This is a genomic window from Stenotrophomonas sp. FR024 (genome assembly GCF_047500745.2).
Lineage (GTDB): Bacteria > Pseudomonadota > Gammaproteobacteria > Xanthomonadales > Xanthomonadaceae > Stenotrophomonas > Stenotrophomonas maltophilia_A.
The window spans coordinates 44587-58511 of record NZ_JAXAXM020000013.1 but is presented as its reverse complement, the minus strand read 5'-3'; the positions used below and the strand labels follow the sequence as shown (position 1 = coordinate 58511).

Annotated in this window: 16 protein-coding genes; 9 read left to right on the top strand and 7 right to left on the bottom strand. The window is 66.6% G+C overall.

Annotated elements, in window-relative coordinates; all coding sequences use genetic code 11:
• Positions 1 to 461: 461 nt before the first annotated feature.
• The 3 genes from zupT to ACMZ91_RS14875 form a co-directional block, all read right to left on the bottom strand.
• Complete coding sequence (gene zupT, locus ACMZ91_RS14885) at positions 462 to 1271, bottom strand: zinc transporter ZupT (RefSeq protein ID WP_006456115.1); 810 nt, start codon at positions 1269 to 1271, stop codon at positions 462 to 464.
• Positions 1272 to 1369: 98 nt separating this feature from the next.
• Complete coding sequence (locus ACMZ91_RS14880) at positions 1370 to 1786, bottom strand: energy transducer TonB (protein WP_032129663.1); 417 nt, start codon at positions 1784 to 1786, stop codon at positions 1370 to 1372.
• Positions 1783 to 2133, bottom strand: a complete 351-nt coding sequence (locus ACMZ91_RS14875; RefSeq protein ID WP_006456031.1) for a 4a-hydroxytetrahydrobiopterin dehydratase — start codon at positions 2131 to 2133, stop codon at positions 1783 to 1785. Before ACMZ91_RS14875 ends, ACMZ91_RS14880 begins: the two co-directional genes overlap by 4 nt.
• Positions 2134 to 2223: 90 nt before the next feature.
• Here ACMZ91_RS14875 and ACMZ91_RS14870 point away from each other — a divergent pair, with 90 nt between their 5' ends.
• Together ACMZ91_RS14870 and ACMZ91_RS14865 are read left to right on the top strand one after the other, a co-directional pair.
• On the top strand, positions 2224 to 2823 hold the full coding sequence (locus ACMZ91_RS14870; protein WP_032129662.1) for an NfuA family Fe-S biogenesis protein: 600 nt from the start codon (positions 2224 to 2226) through the stop codon (positions 2821 to 2823).
• Positions 2824 to 2833: 10 nt separating this feature from the next.
• On the top strand, positions 2834 to 4600 hold the full coding sequence (locus ACMZ91_RS14865) for a hypothetical protein (protein WP_414578569.1): 1767 nt from the start codon (positions 2834 to 2836) through the stop codon (positions 4598 to 4600).
• Positions 4601 to 5158: 558 nt separating this feature from the next.
• Here ACMZ91_RS14865 and ACMZ91_RS14860 read toward each other — a convergent pair.
• On the bottom strand, positions 5159 to 5572 hold the full coding sequence (locus ACMZ91_RS14860) for a barstar family protein (RefSeq protein ID WP_032129660.1): 414 nt from the start codon (positions 5570 to 5572) through the stop codon (positions 5159 to 5161).
• Complete coding sequence (locus ACMZ91_RS14855) at positions 5572 to 6024, bottom strand: guanyl-specific ribonuclease (protein ID WP_414578533.1); 453 nt, start codon at positions 6022 to 6024, stop codon at positions 5572 to 5574. Before ACMZ91_RS14855 ends, ACMZ91_RS14860 begins: the two co-directional genes overlap by 1 nt.
• Before the next feature lie 218 nt (positions 6025 to 6242).
• On the opposite strand from ACMZ91_RS14855, the gene ACMZ91_RS14850 reads away from it, so the two are divergent.
• Entirely contained in the window at positions 6243 to 6854 is a 612-nt protein-coding gene (locus ACMZ91_RS14850; RefSeq protein WP_005410310.1) for a superoxide dismutase, read from the top strand.
• A 132-nt stretch (positions 6855 to 6986) separates the two neighbouring features.
• On the opposite strand, the gene ACMZ91_RS14845 is transcribed toward ACMZ91_RS14850, so the two are convergent.
• The gene (locus ACMZ91_RS14845) at positions 6987 to 7835 is read right to left on the bottom strand and encodes an endonuclease/exonuclease/phosphatase family protein (RefSeq protein WP_414578531.1); all 849 of its coding nucleotides are present in this window, start codon (positions 7833 to 7835) and stop codon (positions 6987 to 6989) included.
• A 163-nt stretch (positions 7836 to 7998) separates the two neighbouring features.
• Between ACMZ91_RS14845 and ACMZ91_RS14840 the strand changes: the two genes are divergently transcribed.
• On the top strand, positions 7999 to 9564 hold the full coding sequence (locus ACMZ91_RS14840) for a POT-type proton-dependent oligopeptide transporter (protein WP_032129657.1): 1566 nt from the start codon (positions 7999 to 8001) through the stop codon (positions 9562 to 9564).
• A gap of 7 nt (positions 9565 to 9571) precedes the next feature.
• A complete protein-coding gene (locus ACMZ91_RS14835) occupies positions 9572 to 10198 on the top strand; it encodes a rhomboid family intramembrane serine protease (protein ID WP_010486760.1) in 627 nt (208 codons plus the stop codon).
• A 43-nt stretch (positions 10199 to 10241) separates the two neighbouring features.
• On the opposite strand, the gene ACMZ91_RS14830 is transcribed toward ACMZ91_RS14835, so the two are convergent.
• Positions 10242 to 10403 carry a hypothetical protein gene (locus ACMZ91_RS14830; RefSeq protein ID WP_165929939.1) on the bottom strand — a complete coding sequence of 54 codons (162 nt, stop codon included), beginning with the start codon at positions 10401 to 10403 and terminating at the stop codon, positions 10242 to 10244.
• Positions 10404 to 10612: 209 nt separating this feature from the next.
• Between ACMZ91_RS14830 and ACMZ91_RS14825 the strand changes: the two genes are divergently transcribed.
• The 4 genes from ACMZ91_RS14825 (at position 10613) to ACMZ91_RS14810 (ending at position 13892) form a co-directional block, all read left to right on the top strand.
• A complete protein-coding gene (locus ACMZ91_RS14825; RefSeq protein WP_006455911.1) occupies positions 10613 to 10915 on the top strand; it encodes a GNAT family N-acetyltransferase in 303 nt (100 codons plus the stop codon).
• 37 nt (positions 10916 to 10952) lie between these two features.
• Entirely contained in the window at positions 10953 to 11834 is an 882-nt protein-coding gene (locus ACMZ91_RS14820) for a DUF3298 and DUF4163 domain-containing protein (RefSeq protein WP_049462196.1), read from the top strand.
• 19 nt (positions 11835 to 11853) lie between these two features.
• Positions 11854 to 12969: a cyclopropane fatty acyl phospholipid synthase gene (gene cfa, locus ACMZ91_RS14815; RefSeq protein WP_049398775.1), complete on the top strand. Its 1116-nt coding sequence runs from the start codon at positions 11854 to 11856 to the stop codon at positions 12967 to 12969.
• Positions 12970 to 13130: 161 nt separating this feature from the next.
• A complete protein-coding gene (locus tag ACMZ91_RS14810; RefSeq protein ID WP_049462195.1) occupies positions 13131 to 13892 on the top strand; it encodes a hypothetical protein in 762 nt (253 codons plus the stop codon).
• Positions 13893 to 13925: the final 33 nt, after the last annotated feature.

Genomic DNA, 13925 nt, shown 5'->3' with positions numbered 1-13925 from the left:
AGTAACCAAAGAAACACGCCGCCATCCGCGAGCCGGCGCTGCGCGCCGGTGCCCTGCGCTCCTCGGTCCGCCGAGGGGCGGCGCGGAACTCGCTGCGCTCAGACACCCGCGCCTCTTCACCCTCGCCGGACCTGCGGTGCTCGGCTAGCTACAAGGCGGACCAGACAGCCGCAGCGTAGACCCATATCCGCACGTAGCCTTTGTAGAGTCGAGCGACGCTCGACTCGCGCGCGCAGCGCGGGCTTCGCTTTCTTATTCTTTCATCGCGTGGCTGGCACGCACAGAAAAATGACGGGGCACGGGCGGGGGCGGCTTGCAGGGGTGTCCGCCGCATGGATGCGGCGGCCAAGCCTCCATGGATGGATTCACGGCGTCCCCTGCAAGCCGCCCCCGCCCGTGACCTCTCGATGCTGCGGGACCTACCAGCCGCGAGGGGGCTCAGCCCGTTGGCCGCAAACCCCTCACCACTTGAACAGCACCAGGCTGATCGCCAGCGTGCCCATGCCTGCCACCAGCCCGTAAACCGTCTCGTGGCCCTTGGCATAGCGCTTGGCCGCCGGCAGCAGTTCATCCAGCGCCAGGAACACCATCACGCCGGCGATCAGCCCGAACACCCAGCCGAAGGTGGCGTGCGACAGTGATCCGGACAGCAGCCAGTAGCCCAGCGCCGCACCCACCGGTTCGGCCAGGCCGGACAGAAGGCTGGCACTGAACGCGTAGAACTTGTTCTGGGTGGCGAAGTACACCGGCACCGCAATGGCGATGCCCTCGGGAATGTTGTGGATGGCGATGGCGAAGGCCAGCGGCATGCCGACCGACGGACTCTCCAGCGTGGCAAAGAAGGTTGCCAACCCTTCCGGGAAGTTGTGCGCGGTGATCGCGATCGAGGTCAGCAGGGCAACCCGCTTCAGGTACTCGCGGCTGTTCTCGCGGAACGCCGGGTCCTGCTTGTCCAGGCTGTCATGCGGGTTGGGGATGAAGTGGTCGATCAGCACGATCACGATCACGCCCAGCAGGAAGGCCAGAGTGCCGTAGGTGAAGCCGGTGCGCTCGCCATAGGCCAGTGCGAACGAGGCAATGGACTTGTTGAGGATCTCCGACAGCGACACATAGACCATCGCGCCGCCGGCGAAGGCCAGGCCAAAGGCCAGCAGGCGCGGGTTGGGGCGGCGCGAGAACAGCACCAGCAGGCTGCCGATGGCGGTGGCCAGGCCGGCCGCGAGGGTGACCGCCAGTGCGATCCAGACATTTTCGGGGGGAATCTGCAGCATGTACCGACGCGGTCCTGGTCAACAGACAACCGCCCCGGATGAACCCGGGGCGGGGAGGGCGAGGCGGGCGTCGGCTGGCCTCGTCGGGGCGCGCGCGATCAGCCGCCGCGGCGCAGGCGTTCTTCGATGGCGAAGCACTGGTCCGGCTTCGGCTGCGGCGGGTTGAAGCTCACCGGCACCTGGATCGTGGCCGGCACCGGCTGGCCGTTGCGGGTGGCGGCATTGAACTGCCAGCCCTGTACGGCGGTCCTGGCCAGCTCGTCCAGCTGGGGGTTGCCGGCGCCGGTCAGCAGAGCCACTTCGCTCGGCTTGCCATCGGTGCCGATGGTCACCTTGAAGGTGCTGGTGCCGCCCACACCCATGCAGGCCAGCTCAAGCGGGTACTGCGGCGGCGGTGTCTTCACCGCAGCCACTTCGGTGGGCGGCGGCGGTGGTGGTGCCGCTGGTTCGGACGCGCCACAGCCGGCCAGGCCGGTCGCAGCGATCAGGGACAGGCTCAGCAAACGTACGTTCATGGCAGTTGCTCCGTCAGGGCCGAAGTCTTCGCCGCACAGATGAAGTCGTTCTCGCTCAGGCCGCCCACATCGTGGGTGGAGAAGCGCACGACCGCGCGATCGTAGTGCACGCCCAGGTCCGGATGGTGGTCCTCGCGATGGGCGATCCAGGCCAGCGCGTTCACGAAGGCCATGGTGGCGTAGTAGTCCTTGAAGCGGAAGGTGCGCGACAGGGCCTGGCCGCCCTCGCTCAGCTCCCAGCCGGGAATCTGCGGCAGCAGTTCGGCCAGGCGGGCTTCGCCAAGCTTGTGATCGCTGCCTTTGCGCGGCACGCAACGGGCCTGGGCCAGTGGAATCAGGTCGGCCATGGGAATCTCCACCTCGTGTTGACTGAACAATGCGCCGGACGGTGTATAAACCGAATGAGCGGTTGACGCTTACTTGGCTAGAATAGCCTGATGATCCAGATCTCCGACACTGCCCAGACCCATTTCCGCAAGCTGATCGAACGCGAGGGCGTGCCCGGCATGGGCGTGCGCTTGAGTGCGGTCGAGCCCGGCACCCCGCGCGCCGATGCCCGGCTGGAGTTCGCCGAACCGACCGACCTGCTCGGTGACGAGTGGGCGGTGGACTGCGATGGCTTCACCCTCTACGTCGATGCGAGCAGCGTCGGCTGGCTCGATGGCGCCGAGATCGACATCGTCGCCGGCACCGCCGGTACCCAGCAGTTGACCATCAAGGCGCCGCGCATCAAGGGCGAGGCCCCCGGCGATGCCGCTTCGCTGGTCGAGCGCGTGCACTGGGTGGTGGAAAACGAAGTCAATCCGCAGCTGGCCTCGCATGGCGGCAAGGTGGCCGTGCAGGAAGTCTCGTCCGACGGCGTGGTGCTGCTTCGCTTCGGTGGTGGCTGCCAGGGCTGTGGCATGGCCGACGTGACGCTCAAGCAGGGCATCGAGAAGACCCTGATGGGCCGCGTGCCGGGCGTGACCGCCGTGCGCGACGCGACCGACCATGACAGCGGCCACGCGCCGTATATCCCGCGCGGCAACGTCGCCTGACCGCTGACGCGTGCCTCTGACCCGGGCCGAGCAACTCATCGAACTGCTGCTGGCCCGCCAGCAGCCACGCGCCGTCCTCGAGAAGTCCACGCGCCTGCCCTATGGCTGGGCGCTGTGGCTGCGCTCGCTGGGCCCGCTGCCGCGGCCGTTCCACGCCCGCGAAGTGATTGCGGTATTGCTGCCGCGCCCGCTGCCTGGACCGCCGGGCCAATCACCCCGGCTGTCGCCGTGGCAGGCGCTGCGCCGGTTGTTCTGGCAGGACTGGGACGCTGCGCCGCGCGATCAGCGCTGGATGCGCTGGACCTCGGCGTTGGCCAGCGCGCTGCTGCACCTGCTGTTCTTCATGCTGCTGCTGTGGGTTGCGGTGATCCGCACCACGGCACCGGAAGCAGAGGGCGCCGAAGGCGAGCGCATGCAGGTGGAATTCGTCGGCCGCGCCTCGCAGGAGGGCGGAGGCGATCAGCCGGGTGCCGAGGCGGCTGCGGCTGCACCGGCCGGCCAGGTTGCCGCCGGCCAGGCAGCAGGGGCCGCGACTGCACCTGAGCCGCGTCCTGTGGCCGCGTCGGCGCCTGCGCCTGCACCGGCTCCAGCACCGGCAGCCAGCGCGCCGTCGCCGCCGGCCGAAGCCGAGCCGGCCCCGCTTGCGGCCCCGCCACCGTCGCCGGTGCAGGCCACCGAAGTGGCGCAGGCCAGCACGGATTTCGTGGTGCCGCCGGTCAGCGTGCCGCGCACCGAGGTCAGCATCGTGCCGCGTGACACCACGCCCACGGTGCGCGAGCGCAGCGTGCAGCCGGTGCAGGCGCCGCCAACCCCAACCGCGATGCGTGCGCCGCAGATCGCGGTGCGGACGCCGCAGCTGCGTGACATCCCGGTGCAGGAGCGCGAAGTCAGTACGGTCGATGCACCGGCGGTGTCGCAGCCACTGCGCACGGCCGATGTGCAGGTGCGCGTGCCGCAGCGCGACGTACAGGTGCGCGAGCGTGAAGTGCAGGCGGTGGTCGATCCGCAGGTGCGGATGGCGACCGTCGCCGGTCGCGAACCGGCAGTGCATGCGCCGGCGGGTCGTGACGTACAGGTGCGCGAGCGCGAAGTAGCCTCGGCACCGGTGGCAGCCCCTTCGTCTTCCAGTGGCAATGCACCCGTGGCAACGCCCGCGCCGGCGGCCAATGGCAGCGCGACGCAGGCGAGCAGCAGCGCCGCGCGGCCTGCTGCATCCAGCACGACCCCGGCCCAGGCCGGAGCGCGCCCGGCCCCCAATCCGGGCAACTGGGCCACGCCCGCCAAGGGCGATGACTGGGGGGCATCGAGCCGCAACCAGGACGGCGCCGACAAGGGCGCCCGCCAGGCCAGTACCAGCGGCAAGGGCAGTGGCCTGTTCAATGCCGATGGCAGCGTCCGCGTGCCGGGCCAGGAAGGCGAGGGGCGTGCCGAGCGCGGTGCGCCAGGTGGCGCCAACGACGGCTGGAGCAAGGAACGCATCGCGCAATCGGGCACCTGGCTGAAGCGACCGCCGTACGACTACACGCCCACGTCGTTCGACAAGTACTGGGTGCCGCAGGAATCGCTGCTGGCCGAATGGGTGCGCAAGGGCGTCAAGGCGATGGAGATTCCATTGCCGGGTACCAGCACGAAGATCTCCTGCGTGATCTCGATCCTGCAGGCCGGTGGTGGCTGTGGCCTGACCAACCCCAACATGCAGGACCAGCCGGCGGTGGCACGACCGCCGCCGGACATCCCGTTCAAGAAAGAGCTGCAGGAAGATAACGGGAGCCGCTAACGGCTCCCGTTGTCCACACATGTTTCCTTGTCCCCGCGCCGTTGGCGCGCCCCCTTGAACAACAAGGGGGCTTTTCGATGGACCCATCGCGGGATGTGACGGCCATGCTGGCGCGCTTGGGTAGGTGCCAACCTTGGTTGGCACAGAAGCGCCGACCAAGGTCGGCATCTACCGGATGCACGTGCGCCGACCAGGGGCGGCCTCTACCTGGGTGGTGACCTCACGCGCTCTGCGACAGAAACACCCAGAACGGCACGTCTCCGCCAACCCACTGGCCGGCTCGCACTTTGGTAGGTGCCAACCTTGGTTGGCACAGAAGCGCCGACCAAGGTCGGCATCTACCAGGGCATCGACCTCACGCGCTCTGCGACAGAAACACCCAGAACGGCACGTCTCGGCCGACCTGCTGGCCGGCCCGCGCTTTGGTAGGTGCCAACCTTGGTTGGCACAGAAGCGCCGACCAAGGTCGGCATCTACCGGAGCACGTGCGCCGACCAAGGTCGGCATCTACCGGAGCACGTGCGCCGACCAAGGTCGGCATCTACCAGGGCATCGACCTCACGCGCTCTGCGACAGGAACACCCAGAACGGTACGTCACGGCCGACCCAGTCGCGGCTGGCTTCGTCCATCACGTCCAGCAGAGTATCGAAATCCTTCTGCGTGGAGGCGCGCAACGTATCCACGTCGGCCAGGAACAGCGCGTAGCCGTTGGCCGGCAGCCACTGCAGGTCGCGCAGGTTGTCCGACAGTGCATCCCAGTTGCCGCCGAAACCGGCAGGGAAATCCAGTTGCGCGGCCAGCCGGGCCAGCAGGGTGCGCTTGTCGGCCACGCCTTCCAGGTCGATGCGGATCACCTTCAGCCCGGCATCGCGCATCGCCGCGGCCAGTGCGCCGATGTCGTCGCTGTCGATGGCGTAAACGCCGGCATTGTTGATGTCATGCAGGCCGAGGCCGAAATCATCGTGGCTCATCACTGCGCTCCCTGGGCCGGTACGGTGAAGCTGCGGAACGATGCGTAGTGGTCGTCGGTGTAGTACCACGCCTCCGGCGGATCGCCACCGGTGACGATGCGGCGCGTGCCGCGGGTACGCGCACCGGGGGTGTCGACGGTGTATTCGCGGTAGTAGCCGCGCGGGCGCTGCGGCAGCTGCTGTTCGCGGTTGCCGAAGGTGCTGCCGTCCTGGCGGTGCGGGAACGGGCCGCCACGCTGGATCAGGGCGATGGTCTGCCGGGCTTCGGCGGGTAGGAACGCGGGCAGGCCGTTGTCGTTACCGATTGCGGCCGTGGCCGGCGCGCGCGCGGCAGGCGCACCCTGCAGGTCCGGCGCGAACTGCGGCGTCGGCGGGCGCTGCATGAAATGGTTGGCGACCAGGCCGAGCAGCAGCAGGGCGATGGCGGTGATCAGCAGCCGGGGGTTGCGCATGGGCAGGGCGGGCGAGGGTGGTGCGGGCACTGTAGCGCCTGTGCGCTGCACGGTGCATGAGGACGCCGTCGCGTCACTGCTGCGTAACAATTGCCGTCATGCTCACTGGCAGGACGCAATTTCCTTTACATCCCCCTTGGTAATCTGGCGGTCTGTCCCCATCATTCACCGCGCAACGCCCGACACCGTCGGGTGCCCTCGCAATCAGGAGATGCATCATGGCCTATACCCTGCCCAAGCTGTCCTACGCCTACGACGCGCTGGAACCGCATATCGATGCGGCGACGATGGAAATCCATCACACCAAGCATCACCAGACCTACATCAACAACGTCAACGCGGCGCTGGAAGGCACCGAGTACGCTGACCTGCCGGTCGAAGAACTGGTGAAGAAGCTCAAGTCGCTGCCGGAGAACCTGCAGGGTCCGGTGCGCAACAATGGTGGCGGCCATGCCAACCACTCGCTGTTCTGGACCGTGATGGCTCCGAATGCTGGCGGCAACCCGGTGGGCGACGTGGCCAAGGCCATCGACAAGGACCTGGGCGGCTTCGACAAGTTCAAGGACGCCTTCACCAAGGCGGCGCTGACCCGTTTCGGCAGTGGCTGGGCGTGGCTGAGCGTGACCCCGGACAAGAAGGTTGTGGTCGAGAGCACCGGCAACCAGGACAGCCCGCTGATGGAAGGCAACACCCCCATCCTCGGCCTGGACGTGTGGGAACACGCGTACTACCTGAAGTACCAGAACCGTCGTCCGGAGTACATCGGCGCGTTCTTCAACGTCATCGACTGGAACGAAGTCGAGCGCCGTTACCAGGAAGCGATCGCCTGATCGCGGTAACGGGATGAACTGAGAAGGCCGGGGGAGACCCCGGCCTTTTCTGTTGCAGGAGTCATTCGGTAGTGCCGGCCGCTGGCCGGCAATCGTGTGGTACCCGAGGAGCCGGCCAGCGGCCGGCACTACCTATTCGGCCGTGGCCGTATCACCCTGCAGGCGCAGGGTCGCCATCACGCCCAGGCGCAGGCCGGGCAGGTCGCCGTCGGCTGGCAGCAGGATCGGCTGCTGGCGGATGCCGCCGAAGTGCTTGACCTGGAACAGCACATCCAGGCCGTGGCCGCTGCTGCCACCGCCACTGGCCGCCGGCGCTTCGGCGCGGCCGCCGGGATTGCGCCGGGCCGGCTGGAAACCCGGCGTGCTGCGCACCAGTTCCACCGTGTTGGCCGAGAAATCGCCAGCAATCAGGCTGGGCATGCCCTCGGCGGTGGCGCCGACCCAGGTCATCAGGTCGCTGGTCTGATGCTGGCGGGCGGTGGCCTCGTCCGGGTCCGGGCGCAGCCGTGCCACATAGATGTTGACCAGTGCCTCGCCCAGCTTCAGCCGCATCATGCCGGCGGCGCTGAAGGTGCCGGGTGGGTGCAGCAGGGTCACGCCATCCTCGCTGACCGGCAGCCGGGTCAGCATCGCGTTGCCATGCCGCAACGGCTGGCTGGGCGGATCGGCGGTAACGAAGTCGCAGCTGTAGCGCAGCCGGCTGGCCAGCCAGCAGGCCGGATTGCGGCCCCGCTGCTGCAGCACCTGCTGCACCGAGATCACGTCCGGCTGCAGGTCGGTCAGCAACTGTGCGACCTGCTCACGGCGCAACTTCCATTGCGCGTCATCGCGGCTGGGCAGTTCCAGCGCGGCCACGGTCAGTTGCCGGGGCTCGTTGTCACTGGCAGTGGCGGCCGTTGCCTGCGGCCGCGCCTGTGCCTGCAACGCCATCAGCAGCACCAGGCAACTGAGCAGGAGACGGGCGGGGGCGAGGGGGCACATAACGATAAGTTTACGCTTTTGTCGTGCAGGTGCCGTGACTTCCGACACGGAGTGTCGCTGCCTGCCATGGATTGGCACCGTTGTCATGCAGCCCTGCAGCGTGCTTCGCAAGCCCTGCTTCCGGTAATCTTGCGCCTTTCGCTTTGCAGGATTGCCTTACAGGATGAGCCACGACGCAGTTGCCCCCATCGCCGGCCAGGGAAAGATGCCGCGCCAGATCCCGTACATCATCGGCAATGAGGCCTGCGAGCGGTTCAGTTTCTACGGGATGCGCAACATCCTGGTGCAGTTCCTGATCACCTCGCTGCTGCTGCAGGAAATCACTGCGGAAGGCCGTGCCGGTGAAGCCAAGGACATCATGCACAGCTTCATGATCGGCGTGTATTTCTTCCCGCTGCTCGGAGGCTGGCTGGCCGACAGGTTCTTCGGCAAGTACCACACCATTCTCTGGTTCAGCCTGGTCTACTGTGCCGGCCACCTGTGCCTGGCGCTGTTCGAGAACAGCCGCGAGGGCTTCTTCCTCGGCCTGGGCCTGATCGCGCTCGGTGCCGGTGGCATCAAGCCGCTGGTGGCCTCGTTCATGGGCGACCAGTTCGACCAGAGCAACAAGCACCTGGCCAAGATCGTCTTCGACGCCTTCTACTGGATCATCAACTTCGGCTCGCTGTTCGCCTCGCTGCTGATCCCGCTGGTGCTGAAGAACTGGGGCCCGCAGTGGGCGTTCGGCATCCCGGGCATCCTGATGTTCATCGCCACCTTCGTGTTCTGGCTGGGCCGCAAGCGCTACGTGCTGGTGCCGCTGCCGCCGAAGGATCCGCATTCGTTCGCCAACGTGGTGCGTACCGCACTGACCACGCGCGTGGCCGGCCAGGGCCGTCCGGGCCTGGTGATCGCCGTGCTCGGCCTGGTGCTGGCAGTGGCCTCGTTCGGCCTGGTTGGCTCGTTGGGCATTGTCATCTGCCTGTGCCTGGCGCTGGTATCGATCCTGGCCGGTATCGGCGGTGGCACCTGGCTGCAGCTCGATCGCGCCCGTGGCCAGCATCCGGCCGAAGCCGTCGAAGGCGTGCGCTCGGTGCTGCGGGTGCTGGTGATCTTCGCGCTGACCACGCCGTTTTTCTCGCTGTTCGACCAGAAGGCCTCGACCTGGGTCCTGCAGGGCCAGCAGATGCAGATGCCGAGCTGGTTCACCGCCTCGCAGATGCAGGCACTGAACCCGCTGCTGGTGATGATCCTGATTCCGTTCAACAACCTGGTGCTGTACCCGGCCCTGCGCCGCTTCGGCTTCGAGCCGACCGCGCTGCGCCGCATGACCGCCGGCATCGCCTTCAGCGGTCTGGCCTGGATCGTGGTCGGCGGCATCCAGGTGGTGATGGACGGGGGCAACGCCATGTCGATCTTCTGGCAGATGCTGCCGTATGCGCTGCTGACCTTCGGTGAGGTGCTGGTCTCGGCCACCGGCCTGGAGTTCGCCTACAGCCAGGCGCCGCAGGCGATGAAGGGCGTGGTGATGAGCTTCTGGAACCTGACCACCACCATCGGCAACCTGTGGGTGCTGCTGTCCAACGCGGCGGTGCGCAACGATGCGGTGACCCACAAGATCGCCAGTACGGGCCTGAGCGAGGCGGCGTTCCTGATGTTCTTCTTCGCCGGTTTCGCCTTCGTCGCGGCGTTGGCCTTCGGTTGGTACGCGAAACGCTATCGTATGGTCGACAACTACCGTAGCGCCTGAGCCTGACATGACCCCCGTCAATCTGCTGTTGATCGCCATCACCGCCATCCTGTCGTGGATGGCGTTCAACAACCGCAAGCTGGCCGACCGCCTGATCCTGTGGCCGCCGGCCATCGACCGTCACCGCCAGTACGACCGGCTGGTGACCTATGGCTTCATCCACGCCGACTGGTCGCACCTGATCTTCAACATGATCACCCTGTTTTTCTTCGGGGGATTCATCGAGAGCGTGATGGTGCAGCTGACCGGCAGCTACCTGACCTACCCGGCGTTCTACATCGGTGCGCTGCTGGTCTCGATCCTGCCCAGCTACCTGAAGAACCAGAAGAACCCGAACTACCTCAGCCTGGGTGCGTCCGGTGCGGTGTCGGCGGTGCTGTTCGCCTTCATCCTGATCAAGCCGTGGTCGATCATCCTGGTGTTCTTCATCCCGGCGCCGGCCATCGTCTACGCCGCGTTCTACGTCGGCTACAGCATCTGGATGGACAAGCGCGGCGGTGACCGCATCAACCACAGCGCGCACCTGGCAGGCGCGGCGTTCGGCGTGATCTTCATGCTGGCCATGCAGCCGAGCATCTTCACTCACTTCCTGCGCGAACTCTCCAACCCGACCTTCCGCCTCGGCGGCGGTTGATGACGGGAGCGGGGCGGATCGGCAGCGATCCGCCCCCGCTGTTTCAGAGCGTGGGCTGCTGACCGTAGGTATCCAGCAGGCGGGCGAACACTTCTTCGCCGATGCGCTGGAAATCCTGGTCCTGGGTCTGCCCCTCCACGGCCAGTTGCAGCAGGCCCTCCAGCAGGGCGCGGTCGGTATCTGAATGGGAATCGCTGGGGTGCATCGGAGCCTCCGCGGTGGTGCGCATGATCAACGGTCGCAAGGGCCGTGCCAGCCTGGCCGTACCCCTTCACAGGCGATAGCGGCCGCCAGCGCTCCAGCTTGAGGGTCGCAAACTGACGTGAATGGAACGGACTTGCCCCTGTTCAGGCTTCACGCGATCATGGCGCCCGGCTGCTCACCATCCACGCAGTCGCCGCAGGAGACAGTTCCATGGCTTCGGTCACGCCCCCCGGTCTGGCCTACGAGGTCGAACACGACCTGGCCAACCATCGCTTCACCGCCCGTGTGCGCGGACAGCTGGCGGTGCTGGACTACCAGATCAAACGCAGGCGCATGGTCATCACGCATACCGAGGTGCCCGAGCCGATTGCCGGCCGAGGCATCGCCGGTGAGCTGACCCGTGTGGCGCTGCGTTTTGCCCGTGAGCAGAAGTACAAGGTGGTGCCGGCGTGTTCCTACGCCGAGGCCTTCCTGCAGCGACATGAGGAGTACCACGACCTGCTCGTTGGCTGAATGCCAGCGGGTCACGCTTCAGCCATGGCAGGCGATGATGTACAAACATGAACAGGGGATCCCGATGAAGATTGGAAACAACCGGCCACTGCACGGCAGCGTGCTGGCCGGCGTGGTAAGCGTGCTGTTGCTGGCCGGTTGCCAGCGTGAGAGCGAGCCGGCACCGGCGACCGACGCGGCGCCTGCCGCCGAGGCCACCGCCGCAGGCGAAACGCCGGTCACGGAAGCGCCGCTGGACCTGCGCGACGTGATCGAGAACAACGAACGCGAAGTGGTGGGTATCAGCTACCCGGCCGGCATCGACCGCTACCCGGGCCTGGCCCGCGCGCTGCAGAGCTATGCGACGAGTGCGCGCAGCGACCTGCAACAGGCGCTGGACGGGCTGGGCAATGACAAGCCGACCATGCCGTACGAGCTGTCGCTGAGCTTCGAGAAGCTGCTGGAAACCCCGCAGCTGGTGGTGGTCAGTGCCGATGGCAGCCGCTACACCGGTGGCGCCCATGGCGAACCGCTGGTGGCCCGATTCGTGTGGCTGCCGCAGCATCAGCAGATGCTCAGCGCCGAAAAGCTGGTGGCCGATGCCAAGGGCTGGAAGGCGATCAGCAATTTCGTCGCTGACCAGCTGCGTGAACGCGTGGCCACCCGCCTCAGCGGTGAGGACATGGATCCGGCCCAGCTGCAGGAATCGCTGCGCAACGCATCGCGCATGATTGCCGACGGCACCGGCCCGCAGGCCGACAATTTCAGCCAGTTCCAGCCGCTGACCGACGACAAGGGGCAGATCACCGCGCTGCGCTTTGTTTTCCCGCCGTACCAGGTGGGTCCATACTCGGACGGCACCCAGACCGCCGATGTACCGGCGGCGGTGCTGTTGCCGCACGTGGCCAAGGACTACGTGGAGCTGTTCGCACGCGGTTGACCGCAGTCGAGGAGGTGGCGTGGATACAGGGTTGCAGGAGCGGGTCGCCGGCCTGCTGCAGGAAGCCGGGGTCCGCATCGGCGGTTCCCAGCCACAGGATATCCAGGTTCATGACCCGCGCTTCTTCGCGCGGGTCATGGCGCACGGCTCGCTTGGCCTCGGCGAGAGCTACATGGACGGTTGGTGGGATGCCAACGTCCTGGATGAATTCCTTGTCCACCTGATGCAGGCGCACCTGGACGAACGGGTGCACGGTTGGCGCGAAGTGGCCGATGCACTGAAGGCGCGCCTGTTCAACCTGCAGGTGGGACAGGGCAGCTACGAGGTGGGCCGCCGCCACTACGACCTCGGCAATGATCTCTACCAGGCCATGCTGGGCCAGCGCCTGGTCTATAGCTGTGGCTACTGGCGCAATGCCGGCGATCTCGACGCCGCGCAGGAAGCCAAGCTTGACCTGGTCTGCCGCAAGCTGGGCTTGCGCCCGGGGCAGCGTGTGCTGGACATCGGCTGTGGCTGGGGCGAAGCCCTGAAGTTCGCCGCCGAGCGCTACGGTGTCAGTGGCGTCGGCGTGACCATTTCGCAGGAGCAGGCCGAGTTCGCCCGCGAACTGTGCGCCGGCCTGCCGATCGAGATCCGCCTGCAGGACTACCGCGAACTGCACGAGCCGTTCGATGCGATCTTCTCGATCGGCATGTTCGAGCACGTCGGCGACAAAAACTACGCCAGCTTCTTCGAGGTGGCCAGGCGTTGCCTGTCACCGCGCGGCCTGCTGCTGCTGCACAGCATCGGCACCAACATCTCGCGGCATCGTACCGACCCGTGGATCGCGCGCTACATCTTTCCCAACTCGATGCTGCCATCGGCGGTGCAGATCACCAAGGCGTTCGAGGGCCGCTTCGTGCTGGAGGACTGGCACAACTTCGGCACCGATTACGACCTGACCCTGCAGGCCTGGCGGCGCAACGTGGAAGCGGCGTGGCCGCGGCTGGATGCGCGCTACGACGAACACTTCCGGCGCATGTGGCGCTTTTACCTGGCCGGGTCGATGGCCACCTTCCGTTGCCGGCACGCGCAGCTGTGGCAGCTGGTGCTGTCGCCGGAAGGCGTGCCGGGTGGGTACGTGGCGCCACGTTGAGGCTGCACTTCTGCCCTGCGCGACCGATGGTGCGGGTCGTGGAAGAAGCGACATCGCTTGACGTCATGCGCGAGCGTTGTCGGCGCTGTGCCTGGCTGGGGTGACGTGGGCGCTAGACTTGTCGACCAGCGGCATCACCGCTTCACTGAAGGCATCGCAGCATGGGTTGGGACATCACCTATCATCCGATTGCGGAATCCGAGATCCGTGACATCTATTTCCGTGCGCTGGAGGATGGCGCGCTGGTCGCCGAGCTGCAGCAGCGGTTCCAGATCGAGCCGTTCTACATGGAGCAGCTGCAGGAGCGCATCGAGGAGGCTCGCTCGATCAGCGCAGAAGTGCCTTTCGAGAAGGGGCACGCTTTGTACCTGGCGATCGTGGCTGGCCACCTTCGGCGGTATCACTATCTCCGCGGGAGCGCCCTTTCGTTTTTCATCGACGATCCGGTGGTCGCCCGCTATTTCGCGGACTGGCGGCAACTGGTGCCGTTGCAGTGGGCGGATGCTGCCGCCGGCAACCATCTACGTGAAAACTATGGTGGTGGCGTGTTCATCACGCATGCCCGGCTGAAGCAGTTACGCGCTGATCATGCAGTGGACAGCGCACTGGCTGCGCGCCTGGAGGAGCTGTTCTCCGATGGACGCCTGGTCGTTTTCTGGCGTGTTGTCGATTACGCGATCGCCAGCGGATGCGGATTGCTGGAGGCCAGCGAGGTGGTCGAGCCGAACCCGATGGATCTCAATGCATCGACCAGCTTGAGCAATCTGCTGAACTGCGCGCCGGATGGCGCGATGCTGTATGCGGAGGCCGCGGCGGCACAGCTGGCGGAGTTCGTGGCAGCGCACCCGGATATCGCATCGACTGCCGCTGCCACGCCCGGTACGCCGAAAGGACGGTGGTGGGAGCGACTGTTTCGGCGGTGACCGGAGAGCATCCACGCATGGCGTGGATCTACT